16 protein-coding genes and 2 tRNA genes are annotated in these 20756 nt (G+C 58.8%); 12 read left to right on the top strand and 6 right to left on the bottom strand.

All coding sequences use genetic code 11. From position 1 onward, the window contains the following. Positions 1-143: 143 nt before the first annotated feature. Positions 144-219, top strand: a tRNA-Val gene (locus ACTIEN_RS08560). A gap of 32 nt (positions 220-251) precedes the next feature. Here ACTIEN_RS08560 and ACTIEN_RS08555 read toward each other — a convergent pair. Then, positions 252-1022, bottom strand: a complete 771-nt coding sequence (locus tag ACTIEN_RS08555; protein ID WP_439522706.1) for a LytTR family DNA-binding domain-containing protein — start codon at positions 1020-1022, stop codon at positions 252-254. A gap of 278 nt (positions 1023-1300) precedes the next feature. On the opposite strand from ACTIEN_RS08555, the gene ACTIEN_RS08550 reads away from it, so the two are divergent. Next, positions 1301-2239, top strand: coding sequence for a pirin family protein (locus tag ACTIEN_RS08550; protein WP_439522705.1), 939 nt, complete (start codon positions 1301-1303; stop codon positions 2237-2239). Between the two features lie 143 nt (positions 2240-2382). Beyond that, positions 2383-2459: transfer RNA gene (locus ACTIEN_RS08545), tRNA-Asp, on the top strand. Positions 2460-2472: 13 nt separating this feature from the next. On the opposite strand, the gene ACTIEN_RS08540 is transcribed toward ACTIEN_RS08545, so the two are convergent. The 3 genes from ACTIEN_RS08540 to ACTIEN_RS08530 all read right to left on the bottom strand — a co-directional run bounded on the left by ACTIEN_RS08540 (position 2473) and on the right by ACTIEN_RS08530 (position 5387). Continuing rightward, the gene (locus tag ACTIEN_RS08540) at positions 2473-3333 is read right to left on the bottom strand and encodes an alpha/beta fold hydrolase (RefSeq protein ID WP_439522704.1); all 861 of its coding nucleotides are present in this window, start codon (positions 3331-3333) and stop codon (positions 2473-2475) included. Beyond that, on the bottom strand, positions 3330-3896 hold the full coding sequence (locus tag ACTIEN_RS08535; RefSeq protein ID WP_439522703.1) for a hypothetical protein: 567 nt from the start codon (positions 3894-3896) through the stop codon (positions 3330-3332). Before ACTIEN_RS08535 ends, ACTIEN_RS08540 begins: the two co-directional genes overlap by 4 nt. Before the next feature lie 114 nt (positions 3897-4010). Continuing rightward, positions 4011-5387, bottom strand: coding sequence for a dipeptidase (locus ACTIEN_RS08530; RefSeq protein ID WP_439522702.1), 1377 nt, complete (start codon positions 5385-5387; stop codon positions 4011-4013). Positions 5388-5672: 285 nt separating this feature from the next. On the opposite strand from ACTIEN_RS08530, the gene hemA reads away from it, so the two are divergent. From hemA to ACTIEN_RS08510, 4 genes are all read left to right on the top strand, one after another. Continuing rightward, on the top strand, positions 5673-6896 hold the full coding sequence (gene hemA / locus ACTIEN_RS08525) for a 5-aminolevulinate synthase (RefSeq protein WP_439522701.1): 1224 nt from the start codon (positions 5673-5675) through the stop codon (positions 6894-6896). Positions 6897-7024: 128 nt separating this feature from the next. Continuing rightward, complete coding sequence (locus ACTIEN_RS08520) at positions 7025-8623, top strand: helix-turn-helix domain-containing protein (protein ID WP_439522700.1); 1599 nt, start codon at positions 7025-7027, stop codon at positions 8621-8623. A gap of 108 nt (positions 8624-8731) precedes the next feature. Beyond that, complete coding sequence (gene ispG, locus ACTIEN_RS08515) at positions 8732-9859, top strand: flavodoxin-dependent (E)-4-hydroxy-3-methylbut-2-enyl-diphosphate synthase (RefSeq protein ID WP_439522699.1); 1128 nt, start codon at positions 8732-8734, stop codon at positions 9857-9859. A 1086-nt stretch (positions 9860-10945) separates the two neighbouring features. Next, positions 10946-11266 carry a hypothetical protein gene (locus tag ACTIEN_RS08510; RefSeq protein ID WP_439522698.1) on the top strand — a complete coding sequence of 107 codons (321 nt, stop codon included), beginning with the start codon at positions 10946-10948 and terminating at the stop codon, positions 11264-11266. Positions 11267-11274: 8 nt separating this feature from the next. On the opposite strand, the gene ACTIEN_RS08505 is transcribed toward ACTIEN_RS08510, so the two are convergent. Both ACTIEN_RS08505 and ACTIEN_RS08500 read right to left on the bottom strand, forming a co-directional pair. Beyond that, a complete protein-coding gene (locus ACTIEN_RS08505; RefSeq protein ID WP_439522697.1) occupies positions 11275-12024 on the bottom strand; it encodes a DsbA family protein in 750 nt (249 codons plus the stop codon). Positions 12025-12062: 38 nt separating this feature from the next. Beyond that, positions 12063-13394 (bottom strand): M48 family metalloprotease, encoded by a 1332-nt coding sequence (locus ACTIEN_RS08500; protein ID WP_439522696.1) that lies wholly within the window; start codon positions 13392-13394, stop codon positions 12063-12065. 57 nt (positions 13395-13451) lie between these two features. Here ACTIEN_RS08500 and ACTIEN_RS08495 point away from each other — a divergent pair, with 57 nt between their 5' ends. The 5 genes from ACTIEN_RS08495 to ACTIEN_RS08475 all read left to right on the top strand — a co-directional run bounded on the left by ACTIEN_RS08495 (position 13452) and on the right by ACTIEN_RS08475 (position 20741). After that, the gene (locus ACTIEN_RS08495) at positions 13452-14606 is read left to right on the top strand and encodes a pyridoxal phosphate-dependent aminotransferase (protein ID WP_439522695.1); all 1155 of its coding nucleotides are present in this window, start codon (positions 13452-13454) and stop codon (positions 14604-14606) included. Positions 14607-14683: 77 nt separating this feature from the next. After that, a complete protein-coding gene (locus ACTIEN_RS08490) occupies positions 14684-15901 on the top strand; it encodes an N-acetylmuramoyl-L-alanine amidase (RefSeq protein WP_439522694.1) in 1218 nt (405 codons plus the stop codon). Between the two features lie 113 nt (positions 15902-16014). Continuing rightward, positions 16015-18567, top strand: coding sequence for a penicillin-binding protein 1A (locus ACTIEN_RS08485; protein WP_439522693.1), 2553 nt, complete (start codon positions 16015-16017; stop codon positions 18565-18567). A 96-nt stretch (positions 18568-18663) separates the two neighbouring features. Continuing rightward, positions 18664-19788: a peptide chain release factor 2 gene (gene prfB / locus ACTIEN_RS08480; protein ID WP_439522692.1), complete on the top strand. Its 1125-nt coding sequence runs from the start codon at positions 18664-18666 to the stop codon at positions 19786-19788. A gap of 161 nt (positions 19789-19949) precedes the next feature. Further along, positions 19950-20741, top strand: coding sequence for a DUF2189 domain-containing protein (locus tag ACTIEN_RS08475; RefSeq protein ID WP_439522691.1), 792 nt, complete (start codon positions 19950-19952; stop codon positions 20739-20741). The last annotated feature ends 15 nt before the right edge of the window (positions 20742-20756 follow it).

Raw genomic sequence — 20756 nt, 5'->3', positions numbered from 1 at the left:
AGGGGTTCAAATCCCTTATCACCCACCATGATTCCTGACACGCAGTCCTGACCGGGCTGCGTGTTTTTCGTTTTGACGCATGAACGCTTGAAGCGGAAAAAGCGCTTGCGCGCAGGCAAATGCTTGGCTAATCACACGCCAGCGGGTGATTAGCTCAGTTGGTAGAGCGCTTCGTTTACACCGAAGATGTCGGGAGTTCGAGCCTCTCATCACCCACCATCAGTCCGCGAAAAGACCGTTATCCCAGTTGATTACCGAATTGGGTTGATGTGATCCTGCAGCCAGTGCAGCACATCGTTGATCCGCGTCCGGGCGACCGGCACTTCGGTATCGTCGCGCAGGCGCAGGATCATGCGACCGTCTTTGCGTTCGGCCTTGATGGACGGATCCTTGGCGACCCACCATGATCGATGCGGCTGAATCCCGTCTTCCGCTTTGGTTTGGGCAACAATGTCGCCAAGTCGCGCGCGAATAAGCGATTTTGCGTTGGCGAATGTCAGGTGAACATGATGTTCGCGGGCTTCGATATGCAGCAGGGTCGACAGGTCTATCTTTTCCCCACCGACAACCAGATGGCGCGCGGGCGATTCCGCTTCGATTTCATCGCGTACGCCGGGCATGATGAAGCGGTAGAACACGGTTTCCAATCCCTGGACGGTCAGGAAGTAGAAAATCAATTCCGACATCACATCACGCGGATAGGATCCGTCGCTGATGTAGGTGACCGAGACCTGGCAACAGACAACGGTCGGAAGCAGGGCGATCAGGCCCAGCAGCGCCGTTGGAACCCGCAGCCGGGGAAGACGACGCGAGGCCGCCGCCATGATAAGGAACTGGCTGTGATAAACGATCAGGTAAAATACAAAGGCCACAGGCCATAGGATCAGGCTGAACCAAAGCGGGACGTAGTTTCGCGCTCCTGATGGATCTGCTGCGTAAAAGACCATCAGGCTAAGCATCATGTACACCAGTGTGCGTTTTCGCCCAAGTTCCCTGAAAAATTGCGCAATGCAAAACGACATCCGCCCACCCAGCAGGTCCCAAAAATGCAAATCTGTTTCTATAAGTCTTTTCACATCAACACTTTTGAGAGATTAGTGCACACCTACCGAGCATAGAAAACTTTCCGGCTCGAGCAATCTTAAGTTGCAGGGTTTATTCAACAATTTACTGTTATCGGGGCGCAAAAGCATCGGCTTTTCGGCTCATGTGCATTGACGCACAGAACCCGACCGGGAATCGGTGTTTTTTGGGGGCGAGAGGCGCTTTAGGTGTTTGCACTAGCACAGGAGTGACCAACATGAGCTGGAATCCCGCCCTTGATCCACATTGCCCGACAGGTGACGATGTGGACGCAATCGACACAGTCATCATCCCACGCGCCCGCGATCTTGGCGGGTTTGAGGTCCGGCGCGCCTTGCCCGCGCCGCGTCGTCAGATGGTGGGGCCGTTCATCTTTTTCGACCAGATGGGGCCGGCAGAGTTCTTGCCGTCACGCGGGCTGGATGTCCGCCCGCATCCGCATATCGGACTCGCCACGATCAGCTATCTGTATCGCGGGCGCATGCATCACCGGGACAGTCTGGGCACGGATCAATGGATCGAACCGGGGGCCGTGAACTGGATGGTTGCGGGGCAGGGGATTACACATTCGGAACGGACGGATGACGCGACCCAGCGCGATCCGATGCCGTTCTTCGGAATACAGACCTGGGTTGCCCTGCCAAAAGACCATGAAGATCGCGCGCCGGAATTCATTCATGCCGACCCGTCGGACCTGCCGTTCATGACTGGCGAAGGTAAAGAGGTGCGGTTGATCCTTGGCTCTGCCTATGGGGAACGCGCGCCGGTCAAGACCGCGTCCGAGATGTTCTATGCCGATGCGGTTCTGCAACCGGGCGCAGCGATTCCCCTGCCGGACAATCACGAAGACCGCGGCGTCTATGTGGTTGAGGGCGCGGTGAGTGTGTCTGGTGAAACCTATCAGGCGGGACAGATGATGGTGTTCCGACCCGGTGATCGCATTTCGCTGCGTGCGGATGCGCAAGGGGCCCGGCTCATGTTGCTGGGTGGTGAGACGCTGGAAGGCCCGCGTTATATCTGGTGGAACTTCGTGGCGTCCTCGCAAGAGCGTATCGACGAGGCAAAAGAGGCCTGGCGGCGGGAAGACTGGGCCGATGGACGGTTTCACCTGCCGCCGGGGGATGACGGAGAGTTCATTCCGTTGCCAGAGAAATGACGCGAACAGCTGGCCAACGGACCGGTTCGAAACGCCCTGTTCGACAGCAGAAATTTTTGCGTCGGAAAAGCGGATGAAAGCGCTTGACGGGGCAGGGCGCTGACCATAGAACCCGCGACACGCCCAGATGCGGGCGGCAGTGAGCGGTTGTAGCTCAGTTGGTTAGAGTACCGGCCTGTCACGCCGGGGGTCGCGGGTTCGAGCCCCGTCAACCGCGCCATTTTCCCCCAGTCCTACAGCGACATCAGGAACTGGCGCAGCGCGTTGTGCGTGGCGATCGGGGACTGGTCGGGAAAGAAATGACCGCCTTCAATCGCCGTGTGGCGCATATCCGACAGCCTGTCGACCCAGGTTGCGGGTACGTCCAGCAACTGCGCCATGGCCCCGTCTTTTCCGTACAGAACCAATGCGGGGCAAGCGACCTTGCGTGCAAGGTCTTGGGTGTCGTGGTGCCAGTCCACTTCGATTGCGGCGCGGTAATCGTGGCACATGGCCCGTATGCAGTCAGGGTCGCGCCATGCAGTGCGGTACTCGGTCAATAGATCGGCGTCGAAATCATCAAGGCTGGCTTTGCCGAATCCAAGCAGACACCGTTCGAAAAAGGCATCCGGGTCATGCCCGATCATGGTTTCAGGGAACGGTTCGGGCTGTGCAAGGAACAGCCAATGATAATAGGCCTTGGCGATATCGGTGGTCATGTGAGTCAACAGGTGTTCCGTCGGCACGATGTCCATCACGGTCAGACTGGACACGGCATCCGGGTGATCCAATGCCATGCGATGCGCTGCACGGGCCCCGCGATCATGGCCCGCAACATGAAAGCGCGCGTGACCCAGTGAGTCCATCAGGGACACCATGTCCTGCGCCATCAATCGGAAGCTCATCTCGGGAGGGGTGGCGGGTTTGCTGCTGGCCCCATAGCCGCGCAGATCGGCGGTGACGATGGTGAAGTCCTGCGAAAGGGCAGACACGATGGGCCGCCACATCGCGCGGGTTTGCGGAAAGCCGTGCAACAGCAAAAGAGGCGGCCCGTTCCCTGCCACCTCGTATGCGATTACCTGATTGTCTGATCCAAAGCTGTCCGGGTCTGTCATTTCGGTGAGGATGAAACCATCACCACGCTGGCCCAGTCAATATTGGTGAAGCCCGCAGTGTGAACCTGTGCAAGGGTCAGGATGTCCGCAGGGTGTTCGATACCGGCATATTGATACCCGGCCTGAATGTAGCTTTCGTCAATATTGGTCACGCCAACTGCCGCCACCGCGCCGACAACCAGACCTGCCGCATTCCAACGGCCTGTTGCGCGTGGGTTCACGATGCGGATGATGCTGGTCAGGTAGAATATGACAAGTCCGATGATCAGGATCGAGATCCCGTTTGTTGCGTAGCTCAGGAATTGGGCGGGCCAACCGGACTTCAACAACAGCGCCTGAACCGCATCGGGATCGTTGGCAACAAAGAGAGCCGTGAGCGCGAGACCAAAACCCAAGCCCATCATCATGATCGGGCTTTCGGATTTCAAAGCGGTCTTTTTCTCAAGCTCCCAGGGCTTTCGGTCATCACGGGCTTTCACTGGTGTCGCCGCAAATGCAGGATCAAGCCGCTCGATGCGGCTCATGAAATCGTTGCGATCCTGCTTTTTCAAAGTTTTCTTCATGGCGTTAACCATTCGCTAGGAATTGTGACCATAATGGGAGCGCGGTGCGGTTTATATGCGGAACATTGCTTAAATCCTGCCCAATTGCCGCCACGTCACTTTGCCGATCCGGTGCTATTGCTTGCTGAGCGCATCCAGAATCCGTGCCCAGCTTCGGGTGCCCTTGTGAAAACTTTCCACATCATATTTTTCGTTCGGACTGTGGATCTGGTCATCATCCTTGCCGAATCCGATCAGCATCGACTCGGTCCCCAGAAGGGTCTGAAAATACCCCGCCACGGGGATGGAACCGCCGCTGCCGATAAAGGCCGCTTCGTCCGGCCATTCGTCGCTCAGGGCGTGGCGGGCCTTTTCAAAGGCTGGATTGTCGATCGACATGACCGAAGCGGGGGCAGCGCCGTCGCTGTCGAACGTGACCTCGAAATCGCGGGGCAGCATTTCGCGGACCATGTCGCGGAAGCTTTTGTCGATGGCGGCCGGATCCTGGTCTCCGACCAGTCGGAAGCTGATCTTGGCTTCGGCCTTGGAAGGCAGAACTGTCTTGAACCCTGCGCCCTGATAGCCGCCGCCAATGCCGTTGACCTCGCAGGTGGGCCGCGCCCAGATCATCTCCAGTGCGCTGCGCCCGGCTTCGCCCGCCAGTTTGGACAGGCCGACATCCTTTAGAAACGCCTTGTGATCGAATCCAAGCGCGTCCCATTGTTCGCGCAATTCATCGGGAATATCGGTCACGCCGTCATAAAAGCCCGGAACCGTCACCTTGCCGTTGTCGTCATGCAGCGCCGCGATGATCCTGGCCAGAACGCGGATCGGGTTCATCGCCGCGCCGCCATACATGCCTGAATGCAGATCGCGGCTCGGTCCGGTGATGGTGATTTCTTCTTTCAGCATCCCGCGCAGCATCGTGGTGATTGCAGGCACACGGCTGTCATACAGTCCTGTATCGCAGATCAGCGCGATATCGGCTTTCAGCTCCTCGGCATTTTCGGTGAGGAACGGCACTAGCGACGGAGAACCTGATTCCTCTTCCCCTTCGAAAAAGAAGGTGATCTTGCAGGGCAGGGTGCCGTGTTCGGCCTTCCATGCGCGACAGGCTTCGACAAATGTCATGAGCTGGCCCTTGTCGTCAGAGGTGCCACGCCCCCGGATCACACGGCCTTTTGCGGTTTCTTCGATCTGCGGATCAAACGGGTCATTGTCCCAGAGGTCCAGCGGATCGACGGGCTGCACATCGTAATGACCGTAGAACAAAAGGTGAGGGCCGGGACCGTCAACATGGCCAACAACCATCGGATGACCCGGCGTTTCGCGCTTTGAGGCGGCGATGCCGATGGATTTCAGATCCTCCACCAGCCAGTCGGCTGCGTGATCGCAATCGGCCTTGTACGCAGGATCGGTCGAGATCGAAGGGATACGCAACAGCTCCTTGAGCCGTTCAAGGCTTTGCGGCAGGTCAGAATCAATTCGGACAAGGACGGGATCGACGGACATGGACACGGCTCCTTTTGGTATTTGACGGAACCCTATCATCGCCGATCCGGCTGTCCAGAGCAGCCGACAAATCGGGGCATCGGGAAATGATGTGAAAAAAATGTAGTTTTTTCGGACTTTTGCCCGCAACAGACCGTGGGCTTGACTCAGATCAAGGCTGCGACGGTTGGTCATTCCTTAAGCACGTTGTCATGCGGGTATGTGACCTATATCCATTCTAAAACGTGAATGCGACGCGGGGCGACGGAAACGGCCTTCCAAGATCGCAGACTGAAGGAGACGCCGGTGAGCTATACTGACCAACTGGACCAAGCCCTTAACCGTCTTCACGAAGAGGGGCGTTACCGGACATTCATTGATATCGAACGTCAGAACGGTCACTTCCCTTACGCCGTGTGGCGCAAGCCTGACGGGTCCGAGCAAAATATCACTGTCTGGTGTGGCAATGACTATCTTGGCATGGGTCAGCACCCGGCTGTTCTTGCCGCGATGCACGAAGCGCTGGATGCAACCGGCGCTGGTTCGGGTGGTACACGCAATATTTCCGGCACAACGGTTTATCACAAGCGCCTTGAGGCCGAACTGGCCGACCTTCACCAGAAGGAAGCGGCGCTGCTGTTTACCTCGGCCTACATCGCGAACGACGCGACGCTTTCGACGCTGCCCAAGCTGTTTCCGGGGCTGATCATCTATTCAGACGCGCTGAACCATGCCTCGATGATCGAAGGTGTGCGCCGCAATGGCGGGGCCAAGCGCATCTTCCGGCACAATGATCTTGATCATCTGCGCGAACTGCTTGCCGCCGATGATCCCGAAGCCCCCAAGGTGATCGCCTTTGAATCGATCTATTCAATGGATGGCGATTTTGGTCCGATCGAAGCCATCTGTGATCTTGCTGATGAATTCGGGGCGCTGACCTATATCGACGAAGTCCACGCCGTTGGCATGTATGGACCGCGCGGGGCGGGGGTTGCCGAACGTGACGGGCTCATGGGCCGGATCGACATCATCAATGGCACGTTGGCCAAGGCCTATGGTGTAATGGGAGGCTATATCGCGGCATCCGAAAAGATGTGCGACGCGATCCGTTCTTATGCTCCCGGCTTTATCTTCACGACCTCTTTGCCGCCGGCTGTTGCCGCAGGTGCAGCGGCCTCGGTTGCGCATCTCAAGACGGACCAAAGCCTGCGGGATCAACACCAGCTTCAGGCGAAGATTCTGAAAATGCGCCTTAAAGGCCTTGGTCTGCCGATTGTGGATCATGGCAGCCACATCATCCCGGTCATCGTCGGTGATCCGGTCCACACCAAGCAAATGTCGGACATGATGCTCGAGCGGTTCGGAATCTATGTTCAGCCGATCAACTATCCGACCGTGCCGCGTGGGACGGAACGACTGCGTTTCACACCGTCGCCGGTCCATGGTGCGAAAGAGATCGACACTTTGGTGCAGGCCATGGACGAACTTTGGGCGCATTGTGCGCTGAATCGCGCCGAACTTAGCGCTTAACGTTCGGAATCAGTGTAATAAACCTTGTCGTATGCTAGCGTATTGGTAATAAAACGCGCGACTCGACTCACCTGGTACGCGCGACGCAGGCAGCGTGTAGACGGTAAGAACGGCAAGGGGCAGCGAGTATGATTGGGCGGAAATCCCCAAAATCATCGCACGACAAGATTGTACCAAAACCGCGCGGGTTCGATGATTTCGAACTCAGGCTTGGGGATGTCATGCGAGGGGAACGCGCCACCCTTGGCAAATCGCTTTTGGATGTGCAACGCGAACTGCGCATCAAGGCGAGCTATATCGCCGCCATCGAAAACTGCGATCCGACAGCCTTTGACACGCCGGGCTTTATCGCGGGATATGTGCGATCCTATGCGCGCTATCTCGGCATGGACCCGGACGACACCTACGCGGTGTTCTGCGCCGAAAGCGGTTTTGAAACTGCACACGGCATGTCAGACGCTGCGTCTTCGCGCAAGAAGGCCGATCTTCCGGTCGCGACAGTGCCGGCGCGTGATCCGTTCTCGCAACCCGCGCTGCCGTTTGCACCTAGCAACGATTCCCTTCTGTCGCGCATCGAACCAGGCGCGATTGGATCAACGCTGGTCCTGCTCCTGCTTCTGGGCGGGCTCGGTTATGGCGGTTACACGGTCCTGCAAGAGGTGCAGCGCGTTCAGCTGGCACCGGTGGACCAGACGCCCGTTGTCCTGTCCGATCTGGATCCGCTTCAGACGCAGACCCAATCGAATGAATCCACCGACCAAAACGCAAGCGTTGCAGATGCCGGGGCCGCGGCGGGTGTCTTCACGCCCCCCGCCAGCGTCGATGCGTTTGATCGCCTGTACCGCCCACAAGCGCTTGACGTGCCTGTGCTGGTCGCCCGTGATGCGCCGATTTCGACGCTTGATCCCAATAGTGTCGGGGCGTTTGCCCAGATCGCCAATCAGGACCTGCCATCAATTGATCTTGAACCCGCTGACAGCGCGGCCGCCGCGCGGCTGGCCTCGACCGGGGCTTTTCCGACAAACGGTGTCACCCTGATCGCGGCACGTCCTGCATGGGTGCGGGTGCGTGGCGGGGACCAGTCCATCCTGTTTGAAAAGGTAATGGCAGAAGGTGAGACCTGGACAGTACCGGCGTCGCAGGCCGATGCGCTTTTGAATGTCGGGGAAAGCGGTGCGCTTTACCTTGCGGTCAATGGTCAGACTGTGGGCCCGGTTGGTCCTTCGGGCACGGTCACGTCGGATCTGCCACTGGATGGCCCGACGCTGGCGGCGGCACTTGAGCCTGCAAACCTGCAAAGCGATGCTGACCTGACGCGCGTTCTGGCAGAGCTTGGCAAAGACATCACGCAGCCCAGCATCGGGCAGCCGAAGATCCTGGAAGACAGCGCGCCGGGCGTCACGCTTGTGGCGGTGCGGCCTGCGTGGATTCGGGTACGGGCGGCAGATGGCAGCGTGATCTTCGAGACGATCATGAACGCAGGCGACATCTACGAAGTGCCCGCAACCGAGGAACCGCCGACCCTGCGTGTTGGTGAATCCGGGGCGATCTACTTTGCGATGAACGGCCAGACATACGGTCCGGCAGGCGCACGCGGATCGGTCACATCCAACTTGGCCCTGTCCGTGGATGAGCTGTCACAGACCTATTCTGTGGCCTCGATCGAAGCGGACAGCGATCTCGCCCGCGTCGTTGCCGAACTGACCTTGCCGCTGGCCACCGACTAAACACGGTATCACCCTTTTCCCGGCTTGAAGCACCCGTTCGGCGGGCCTAGCTATATTGTTGGAAAAACTGTACCGTTTGGTTGACACTTCCTGCCGAAGGAGAGCTGTATGAGCCTCAATCACATCCGCCCGTGGCGCAACATCTACCGTCGCACCTCGCGCCAGATCATGGTGGGCAATGTGCCGGTCGGGGGCGATGCGCCGATCACCGTTCAGACGATGACCAATACGTTGACCCCGGATGTAAAGGCGACGCTGGCGCAGGTTCAGGCGGCCGCCGACGCGGGTGCCGATATCGTGCGCATTTCGATTCCGGATGAAGACAGTTCCAAAGCCCTCAAGCAAATCGTGCGGGAAAGCCCGGTGCCCATCGTTGCGGACATCCATTTCCACTACAAGCGCGGCATCGAAGCGGCAGAAGCGGGGGCGGCCTGCCTGCGGATCAACCCCGGAAATATCGGATCCGAATCGCGGGTGAAGGACGTCATCAAGGCCGCGCGGGATAACAATTGTTCGATCCGGATCGGCGTGAATGCCGGGTCGCTCGAACGACACCTGCTCGAAAAGTACGGAGAACCATGTCCGGATGCGATGGTGGAATCCGGATTGGATCACATCAAGATCCTGCAGGACAATGATTTCCACGAGTTCAAGATCAGCTGCAAGGCGTCTGACGTGTTTATGGCAGCGGCGGCTTATCAGCAACTTGCCGAGGCCACGGATGCCCCGATTCACCTTGGCATCACCGAGGCGGGTGGTCTGACCTCGGGCACGATCAAATCGGCGATCGGTCTGGGCAATCTTCTGTGGATGGGCATTGGTGACACGATCCGCGTGTCCCTGTCCGCCGACCCAATCGAAGAGGTGAAGGTCGGCTACGAGATTCTCAAGTCGCTTGGCCTGCGCCATCGCGGCGTGAACATCATCTCCTGCCCGTCCTGCGCACGGCAGGGCTTTGACGTGATCAAGACGGTCGAAACTTTGGAAAAACGGCTTGAGCATATCAAGACCCCGATGAGCCTTTCGATCATCGGGTGTGTGGTGAACGGTCCGGGCGAAGCGCTGATGACCGATGTTGGTTTTACCGGTGGCGGCAACGGGTTCGGGATGGTCTATCTGGCCGGTGCGCAAAGCCACAAGATGTCGAACGAGCAGATGGTCGATCACATCGTCGAAGAGGTCGAAAAGAAGGCGGCGGAACTGGACTCCGTCAGCGCGCAAGAAGCGGCGGAGTAGTTTATCCTACCCAACTGACGAACGAACTATTAGCGGCCTGTGCAATTATCTTGAACAGAAGCCATTCATTTTGACTTGTAAAATGACGTGTCGTCGCGCACGATATATCACGTTATTTTTCTGCATTTTTAGCTATTGTTCGGCATTTATCATGGCATTAACCCCTGTTCGACGTGTGGTCAAAACCACAAAAAGATATGCGAAATACGACGCAGAACTTGATGCGACCGTGTGCGACCGCTTCAATAACGCGAATCTGACTTTGACGATGCGATTGGGATTTCGGCAAATCAATCCGGCTGGTGGCGCTGCTTCCGGTACATATCATGACTATGGCGACCCAGCGAGAACCGCACGGAGTATCGTGCGTTGGACAGCTGGTAGTTGGAGCAGGTGGAAGTCGAACTTCGTGCAGTCTGCACAGTCTTTTTGGAACGGGAAATTCTGGTTGGTAAACAATTTCCCCACCTGGCTTGAATATGAAGATGGGCAGACTTACCGCGCAAACGTTTATTGTCGCTTTCGACTAAATGGGTCGGACGTGACTGCCGGGGGCTCACATCACCACACGATTGACGTTGTAAGGCTTGACCCATCCGAGTCATTTTTTGGATCACATTCAAGTTTGTACGATAGCAACGACACTCGTCCAACGCCTAAAGACACAGACAGTACTGGAGCATCGGTGCTTCAACGCGCCCATGTACATGAAATTGGACACTTGTTGGGTATGGGACATGCCACACAAGGTTCTGCTGCGTGTCCACAGGGGAGAGGAGACGACACGAATGCCGATGCGTGCTACGGAACCTCCGATCATGACATGCATTCCGTTATGGGCTCGGGAATGTCGTTGTATGCGGAACATGCGTTCCCTTGGCGATGGGCCATTTCAGACATTACAGGCAAAGGTACTGTAAGAAGTCCGTCTCAAAACCGAGAGTTGCGAGCACAATTGACGCATGCGCACGGCGGGCCGCAACCTGACCCCACAACATCAGATTGGTCGGCAAAAATGGTCCGTCATTATCCGCGAACCCTCGAAGAAGCACGACTTGGGCAAGCGATTACACGAAGACCATCGCGATGACCCGTTTGGCCGCTATGGCTCTGCTCATCAGCCTTGTGCTGTACAATCAAGCTCTTGGAGGCATTATGAAGGAATGCGGAAGTACTCCCGTTGAAACGTCACGGTGCGTGATCGAAGCAATTTTGCGTGATATTTCAGAGACCTATACTGGGCTTGACGGTGGCGGTATATCGTCCATTACCCAAGACGCGACATGGAAATACACAGTTGCTATCTCTCGTGAAGAGAGAATAGACCTGATTACCTATACGGTCGTCATGGATGAGGGCGGTACGGTTCAAATTGTCGACCGAGAGAAATCCACCAAATCCTATTGATATCGCAGTTACCGCGCCTCTGCGATGATTTCCTGCATCGCCTCAAGCGGCACATAGCCCCGGATCAGCTGATCGCCCATCACGAAGGACGGTGTCCCGTTGATCTGAAGCGTCTGCGCCAGCGCGCGCGTGGTCGCCAGTTGCTCGGTGATGCTGTCCTTGTCCATCGCGGCGATCACCGCATCCGCATCCACGCCAAGCGTGTCGGACAGGCGGCGCAGGACAGTGTCATCCATTTCGGCATTCAACACGATCAGGGCTTCCTTGGCGGCTTCATACGCCTCTTCCCCGGCGACATCCCGCACGGCCAACGCATAGCGCGACGAAATCAGCGAGTTCTCGCCAAGGATCGGAAACTCCTTGGCGATATAGCGAATGTTGCCGTCGCTTTCGAGGAGTTCCATCACTTCAGGGTGCGCCCGGCGGCAGTAGCCGCACCGGTAATCGAAGAATTCGACGATTGTCACGTCGCCTTCCGGGTTCCCGCCGACCCAGGAATAACCGTCATTGAAGATCGCGTCGGCGTTGTTCTCCACCAGCGACACGTCGCCCTGCGCCTGTTCTGCGGCCTGGCGTTCTTCCAGAACCTGCACGGCTTCCATGATCACCTGCGGATTTTCCAGCAGATAGGCGCGCACCTGAGCGCCAAAGGCGGCACGGTCTGCATCCGACATATTGTCGAGGTCAAGGTCGGCAGCCTGGACACCTGTGGCCAGCGCAAGGGCAGCGAAAGATGAGGCGAGGCGGGTTTTCAACATGGGTGTCTCCAGTAATCAGGCTTTACGCTGTTGGGGCGCTATCGGGCGCGTTGCGCAGCACTTAGCACATCTTGCGCGCGTTGCCATGGGCCTGATCCGCGCGGCAAAGCGCCCTCGGCCCGTTTTGCGTGAATGGCCGCATCCTTGAGCCGACCCTGCACCGCATAGCGTTCTGCGGTCACAAGTGACGCCATCGCGTCCTGTCCGGTCTTGGCATAAGCGACGGCCAGATCCCGCAGGATGCGCGCATCGCTGAAATCGCGGCCTCTTGCGGCCTCGAGTGTGCGCAGCGCCTCTCCGGCATTGCCGGCTGCAAGATACGCCCGTCCCAATCCGCCAAGAATCAGGGGTTCGCGCGGTGCAAGCCGGGCTGCCGCTGAATAGACCGCCACCGCATCCGAGGCACGGCGGGATTCAAGCAGGATTTGCCCTTTGAGTTCGCGCAGGAACGGATCATTCGGGCGCAAGCCGATCGCGCCGTCGATATTGCTGATCGCACGGCCCAGGTCGCTTTGGCGATGATAGGCGACTGCCTTGCGCATGTAGGCGATGTCCGCCGTACCGCTGCTGTCTGCGCGGCGCAATGTCCAGCTTGGGGCGCGGGTGAACGCGGTCAGCTTGCCTTTGGCGCGGGCGAACCAGTACTCGGCTGCCGGATCGGGGGCGGTTTGGGCCGACGCGCCGGCAACAAGGCCTTTGAGGGCACGCAACCGGTCGCGGGTCAGGGGGTGCGACTGCATGTAGGGGTCCTGCCGCCGCTCTGACAGGGCTTCTTGCCCGCGAAACAGGTCTTGCACCTCGATTGCGCCTTGCGGATCGACACCGGCGCGCACCAGGTAGCGGATCGAACTGATGTCGGCCGAGGATTCCTCGGCCCGCGTGTGAGCCAGAAAGTTGCGAAGGGCCGAGGATTGCGCGCCAATCGCAAGACCTGCCGCCGCGCGACCGCCACCGGCCGCCGCGGCCGCTGCCGCGAGCACCATGCCAAGACCGGCGGCTGTGCGCGCCGTCTGCATGTTGCCCATCCGGCGCGAGATATGTCCGTTGGCGATATGGGCCGCCTCATGGGCGATGACCGCCTGAATCTGCGCGGCGGTGTCGAGCTTTGTCAGAAGGCCCGAGTGGATAAAGATGTGCTGCGTGTCGACAATGAAGGCGTTCAACGTGTTGTCGTCGATCAGCAGGATGCGCACCTGATTTGGACTCAGACCCGCAGCGCGCAGAATCGGTGCGCCAAGTTGTTGCAGCGAATATTCGATATCGGCGTCGCGCAACAGTTGCGCCGCGCGTGCGGGGACCGCGCCGATCAGTGCTGTCAGGCACAGCATCAATCCGGTCACCCGGATCATGTGCCGCGTTGCGTGATACATTGACGTTGCCCTGCCTTCGCCCCTAGGTCTGCTGTCGGGCAGTGTAGGAAGAGAACGATGCGAAACTCAAGCCGTGGGGCGGTTGATCCCTTTATCGTGATGGATGTCATGGAAGCAGCGCGTCAGGCCGAAGACGCGGGACGTCACATCATCCATATGGAAGTGGGCCAACCGGGCACTCCGGCCCCTGTTCTGGCGCGCGAGAGCCTCGTTGCGGCAATGCGCGATGATCCGCTTGGCTATACGGTCGCGCTTGGGCTTCCTCGGTTGCGCCGACGGATCGCGCGGCTTTACGGCGACTGGTACAATGTCGATCTTGACCCGGCGCGGGTGGTGGTCACACCCGGATCGTCGGGGGGGTTCATTCTTGCCTTCACCGCGCTCTTCGATGCCGGGGACCGGATTGCGCTGGGGGCGCCGGGCTATCCGTCTTATCGCCAGATCATGAAATCGCTGAGCCTGAAACCGGTCGAGGTGCAGACCCGCGCCGAGGCGCGGTTTCAACTCGAGCCGTCGGACCTTGAGGGCATCGACTGTCAGGGCATGATGGTGGCCTCGCCCGCCAATCCGACCGGGACCATGCTGAACAAGGACGCGCTTGGCGCACTGGTCGATGTGGCTCAGGACAAGGGCGCGGCCTTTCTGTCGGACGAGATTTACCACGGGATAGAATACGACCACAAAGCCGTCACGGCATTGGAAGTCAGCGATGATGTCTGTGTCATCAACTCCTTCTCCAAGTATTTTAGCATGACCGGCTGGCGCGTTGGCTGGCTGGTGATGCCCGAGGCCAATGTGCGGCAGGTCGAACGGCTGGCGCAAAACATGTTCATCTGTGCGCCGCATGCGGCTCAGGTAGCGGCCTTGGCCGCGATGGATGCGGGGGATGAACTTGAGTCGAACATGGCTGTTTATCGCGAGAACCGCCGCCTGATGATCGAAGGTCTGCCCAGGGCGGGCTTTGATCGCATCGCGCCACCCGATGGCGCGTTCTATGTCTACGCCGATATTGCGCATCTCACCAAGGACAGCCGTGCTTTTGCCCGTGCGATACTTGACGAGGCGGGGGTTGCCGTGACTCCGGGGCTTGATTTCGATCCGGTGCGTGGTGGCGGGACATTGCGGTTCTCCTATGCGCGCTCGACCGAAGACATCATCGAAGGGCTTGACCGTCTGAGTCGTTTCATGCGCGAGCAGGGGCATATCGACTGATTGTATACAGACTGTCCTCGGACCACCGAATCCGGTATGATCTCCCCAAAGGCCCGATCAGAGGCCATGGTGAGAAAATGAGCGGTGTTCTGAAACTGGTTCTGGCCTGTGTGCTGTCGGGTTTTCTGGCAGCGCCATTGCAATCACAAGACCTTGGCGCGCTGGCGCGTTTTGAAGATGGGTCGATCACAGATCGTCGACACGGGGCCGAACTGCGCCTCGAAATAAGCCAGGGCGTGCCGTGGCGGGTGTTTACGCTGACCGATCCGAACCGGCTGGTGATGGATTTCCGCGAAGTTCAATGGGGCGAGGTGGACCCGCAGTCGCTGGTTGACGCCGATCGCGTGACGACCTTGCGGACAGGCGGCTATCGTCCGGGGTGGTCGCGGCTTGTGGCAGCATTGGCCGAACCCATGATCATCGACAGTGCGGAACTGTTGACGGACACAACGACGGGTGCTGCAACGATTTCCGTCTTGCTGACGTCCACTGACCAGGCCGCGTTTGCAGCAGAGTCCGGCGCGCCGCGCGATCCGCGTTGGGATCTGCCGCAAGCGGCGCAGATCATCAAACCAATGCCGCGCGATCCCGAACGGCTGATGGTTGTGCTTGATCCCGGACATGGCGGCATAGATCCCGGTGCTGAACGCGGAGAGGTGCGTGAGGCGGACCTGATGCTGACCTTTGCACGGGAATTGCAGGAGGTGCTGCGTCGGGCGGGGGGCTTTGATGTCGCCCTGACGCGGGATGGTGATTATTTTGTGTCGCTCGAGGCCCGCGTCGCGCGGGCGCGGGACGCGGGGGCAAATGTGTTCATCTCGCTTCATGCCGACGCACTGGCCGAAGGCGAAGCCCGCGGTGCGGCTGTCTACACGCTGTCGGATGATGCCTCGGACGCGGCGTCAGCGGCATTGGCGGAACGGCACGACCGGAATGATCTGCTGGCGGGGGTTGACCTCAGTCAGTCCGACGACCGGGTGGCCAATGTGTTGATGAGCCTTGCCCGTCTGGAAAACGCTCCACGCAGCGAAGCGTTGGCGCAGCATATGCTGAAGGGCATCCAGAACGCCGTGGGGCGTGTGCACAAACGCCCGATGCGCAGCGCGGGTTTCTCTGTCCTGAAGGCTGCGGATATTCCGTCCGTTCTTTTGGAGGTCGGGTTTCTATCGACCGATACCGACCTGAAAAACCTGAGTGATCCGATCTGGCGGCAGGGCATGGCTGCCGGAATTCGGGACGGCTTGATCGACTGGCGCAATGAAGATACCGCGCTGGAGCCGCTTCGACGCAACTGACATCGCCAAATGACCCTGCGTCATAGGCAACGGAACGCCGGTTCGAACAGCAATGTGTTTTGACCATCAGCCCTCGATTTTGTAGGGGTAGACAACTGAAACAGGGGCACGCGGTGACCAGATTTATCCTGTCTTTCTTTGGCGCGATCTTCACACTCATCACCATGGGGATGATGATGGTCGCGCTTGGCGTGGGCGGAGTGTTCTGGATGTATGGGCGCGATCTGCCCAGCCATGAAAGCCTGGCGCAATACACGCCGCCGACAATCAGCCGGATTTATTCGGTCGAGGGGCGGATCATTGACGAATTCGCGCAGGAACGTCGCCTGTTCACACCGGCCAATGAAATCCCCGATCTGGTCAAAGAGGCGTTCATTTCGGCGGAAGACAAGAATTTCTACGAACACAAAGGCTATGACCTGCGCGGGATCGCTGCGGCGGCATTCGATGCCGTTGCGTCGCGCGGGCAGGATGTGCGCGGGGCGTCGACCATTACCCAACAGGTGATGAAGAACTTCCTGTTGTCCGGTGATCGCCAGGTGGAGCGCAAGATCAAGGAAATCATCCTTGCGTCGCGGATCGAGGACACCCTGAGCAAGGACAAGATCCTCGAACTTTACATGAACGAGATTTTCCTTGGCCAGAACTCGTATGGCGTGACGGCGGCGGCGCAGACGTATTTCAACAAATCGTTGGTGGAATTGGCGCCGCACGAGGCTGCGATGCTGGCGTCTTTGCCCAAGGCTCCGTCGGATTTTCATCCCGTGCGCCGCAAGGATCGTCTGCTGGCGCGTCGGAATTTCGTTCTGAAAGAGATGCTCGAGAATGGCTTCATCGACGAACAGACCTATGAAACCGAAGTCGCGCTGCCGCTCAAATCCGTTCAGAACGGCGATTATGCCCCGTTCCGCGATGCGCTTCCGCCGCGCAACTACTTCACGGATGAAATTCGCCGCCAATTGAGCGTGGATTTTGGGGAAGGCGAATTTTTCTCGGGTGGCCTCAGCGTGCGCGCCACGCTTGACCCCGAACTTCAGGTCGAAGCCGAAGACGCGCTTCAGCGCGCGCTCGAGCTTTATGACCGTTCTCAAGGCGTCTGGCGCGGCACCGGTGAAAAGATTCCTGCTGACATGCTGACGGACAGCACCGCCTGGCGCGAGGCGTTGGGCACCGTCGCCATCGCGCGCGACATTCGGCTGGAAAACCCGTGGTACCCGGCAGTGGTGCTTGAAGTGGGCGAGAACGATGCGCGTATCGGTATCGAAGGTGTGCCTGATGATGAGGACGGTCACTGGGTTCCCGCCAGAGACGTCGAATGGGCGCGCAAGCGTAACGAAGACGGATCTTTGGGGCGTCGGGGACAGGTGGCGGGTGATCTGGTCGACGTCGGGGATGTGGTGCATGTGCGCCGCATGACGGCTGACAATGATGGCAGCTTTATCCGCTGGACCCTGCGGCAGGTGCCGCAGGTGCAGGGCGCGTTTATGGCGATGGATGTGAACACCGGTCGTGTCGTCGCGATGCAGGGCGGGTTCAGCTATCAGCATTCGGTCTTCAACCGCGCAACACAGGCGCAGCGACAGCCGGGATCAAGCTTTAAACCCTTTGTCTATGCGGCAGCGCTCGACAGCGGGTATTCCCCGGCCACCATCGTCGTCGATGCGCCAATCGAGATCAACACGCCCCAAGGTGTCTGGCGCCCGAAGAATGCGTCGAACCGGTTCTATGGACCGACCCCGTTGCGCACCGGGATCGAGCAGTCGCGGAACCTGATGACCATCCGTCTTGCACAAGAGGTCGGCATGGACACGGTTGGGCGCTATGCCGAAAAATTCGGTGTCTACGACAATATGGGCCGGGTTCTGGCCAACGCGCTCGGGGCGGATGAAACCACATTGTACAAGATGGTCGCGGCCTATGCGATGTTTGCCAATGGCGGTGAGCGGGTCGAGCCGACATTGGTTGACCGCGTGCAGGACCGCTATGGCAATACCGTTTACAAACACGACCAGCGCGTCTGCGAAGATTGCACGCTGGCGAGCCTGCAGGCGGGTCAGGGCCCGACCGTGCGGAGCAATCGTGAACGTGTGATGGATGCGGTCACGGCCTACCAGTTGACGTCGATGCTGCAGGGTGTCGTCGAACGCGGTACCGCGCGCAGTGCTGTCAGCCTGCCTGTTCCGACCGCTGGCAAGACCGGCACCACCAATGACGCGAAAGACGTTTGGTTCATCGGCTTCACGTCTAATATCGTGGCCGGGTGCTATATCGGGTTCGACCAACCTCGCGGCCTTGGATCTGGAGCGTCGGGGGGGGGCATGTGTGGACCGGTTTTCAACGCGTTCATGCAGAAGGCCGTTGCAAAGTTCGGCGGGAGCAAATTCCGCACTCCGGACAGTTGCCAGTTCATCAAGATCGACCGCAACACCGGCGCGCGGCTTTCCGATAGTGCCAGCGGTGACAACGTCGTGGCCGAATGTTTCCGTCAGGGCGAAGAGCCGATCTTTGGCATCCAGTTTGATGGCGGTTTTGCCATGGGGTCCAACTTCGAGCTCTATAACGAAGGCAGCGCGGCGTCCAAACAGGTGACGACATCAAGTGGTGGAACAGGGCTTGTCGGCCCGAAAGCCTCCTTTGGGACGCTAAGCTCTGGCGGTCTTTACTGACATCACGCCTTGTCTCTCTAAAGCGACGCTGCCTTGAAGGGGTCGCGGCGCTGGTTTATCAGGTCGTGACCAAGGCCCGAGCAAACAGGATCGCCGATGCGCGCTGAAATCCAGAATATCGTTGAACAGATCGAAAAGTCCGTGAACCTGCTGGAGCAGCGTCTGGATTGGGAAACCGCCCAGCATCGTCTGGAAGAATTCAACGCGCGTGTCGAAGACCCGAACCTGTGGGACGATCCGGCCGCCGCCCAAAAGCTGATGCGCGACCGCCAGATGCTGGTCGACGCGATCGAGACCTACACCTCGATCAAGCAGGATCTGTCCGACAATGTCGAAATGATCCAACTGGGCGAGATGGAAGAGGACCAGGAGGTTGTCACCGACGCCGAGAACGCGCTCAAGGCGCTGGCGGACAAGGCCGCAAAGAAAGAGCTCGAGGCGTTGCTGGATGGTGAAGCGGATGGCAATGACACGTTCCTCGAAATCAACTCTGGTGCGGGTGGGACAGAATCCTGCGACTGGGCCAACATGCTTGCACGGATGTATGTCCGCTGGGCCGAACAGCATGGGTACGAGGTTGAAAAGCAGGCCGAGACTCCGGGCGAAGAGGCCGGCATCAAATCGGCCGCCTACAAGATTTCCGGCCCGAACGCCTATGGCTGGCTGAAGTCGGAATCCGGTGTCCATCGGCTTGTCCGCATTTCGCCCTTTGACAGCGCTGCCAAGCGGCACACGTCGTTCTGTTCGGTCTGGGTCTATCCCGTGGTGGACGACAATATCGAGATCGAAGTGAACCCCGCTGACATCCGCATCGACACATATCGGTCGTCCGGGGCAGGGGGCCAGCACGTCAACACAACCGATTCCGCGGTACGGATCACCCATGCGCCCACCGGAATCGTCGTGACCAGTTCCGAGAAATCACAGCACCAGAACCGCGACATCGCGATGAAGGCTCTGAAGTCACGGCTGTACCAGCTTGAACTCGACCGTCGCAACGAGGCGATCAACGCCGCACACGAGGCCAAGGGCGATGCTGGCTGGGGCAACCAGATCCGATCCTACGTCTTGCAGCCTTATCAGATGGTCAAAGACCTGCGTACCGGGCACGAGACATCGGATACCAAAGGTGTGCTTGACGGCGACCTTGATCCCTTCATGGCGTCGACCCTTGCGCAGAACGTCTCGGGCAAATCCCGTGCCGAAGCGCGCGCCGACTGACCCTGATCGACGCTGGAATGACGCGCGGATTTTCCGTTGACGGAAAATCGACGATGCGTTGACGCATCGGGACGCCTGGAAACATCCGTCTTGATATTGCCAAACCCCGGACAAGCGGCTTTGATGCGGACGCGCGCGAACGCCATGCTGGGGAGGATGGCATGAGGGAAACACCTGAACTTGGTGTGCCGACACTTGGAGCTGTGTCTTTGGACATCCTGCGGACCGCATTGAAACGCGGTTGGCACGATTTGACCCGTGCGCCGGGATACGCTTTGGTCTTTGCCGGATTCTATGTGCTGGCAGGGTGGCTGATCTCGTGGATCACGCTCTGGACCGGGACGACCTTTTGGCTGGTGCTGGCCGCGATCGGCTTTCCGCTGATCGGCCCCTTTGCTGCGGTTGGGTTCTACGAAGTCAGCCGCAGGCTTGAACGGGGTGACCCTTTGGTGTCATCGGACATTTTCGGGGTTGTACTGCATCAGTCGCGCAGGCAGCTTCCGTCGATGTGCGCGATCATCATCATGGTGTTCCTGTTCTGGTTCTTCCTCGCACACATGATCTTTGCCCTGTTTCTTGGGCTAAGCACGATGACCAATGTCTCAAGTGCGCTGGACGTCTATCTGTCCGCAAACGGGCTTATGATGCTGACAGTGGGCAGCATTGTGGGCGCCTTGTTTGCAATTCTGCTGTTCAACATCACGGTGATCGCGCTGCCGTTGTTGCTGGACCGAGAGGTCGATTTCGTGACGGCCATGATCACATCGTTTCAATATGTGATGGAAAACCCGATCCTGATGCTGGGCTGGGGCCTGTTTATTGCCATCGTGACGTTTCTGGCGCTGGTCCCCGGTTTCCTCGGGCTTCTGGTGGCGCTTCCGCTATTGGGTCATGCGACATGGCATCTTTACGATCAGGTGCGTTCGCCTCCAATCGCGATTGACCCGGCGTGACACCGGCTCTGGCCT

Origin of the sequence: Marivita sp., from assembly GCF_051859345.1 — a bacterium.
In the GTDB taxonomy this organism is placed as follows: domain Bacteria; phylum Pseudomonadota; class Alphaproteobacteria; order Rhodobacterales; family Rhodobacteraceae; genus Marivita.
This window is presented reverse-complemented; position numbering and strand designations above follow the sequence as displayed.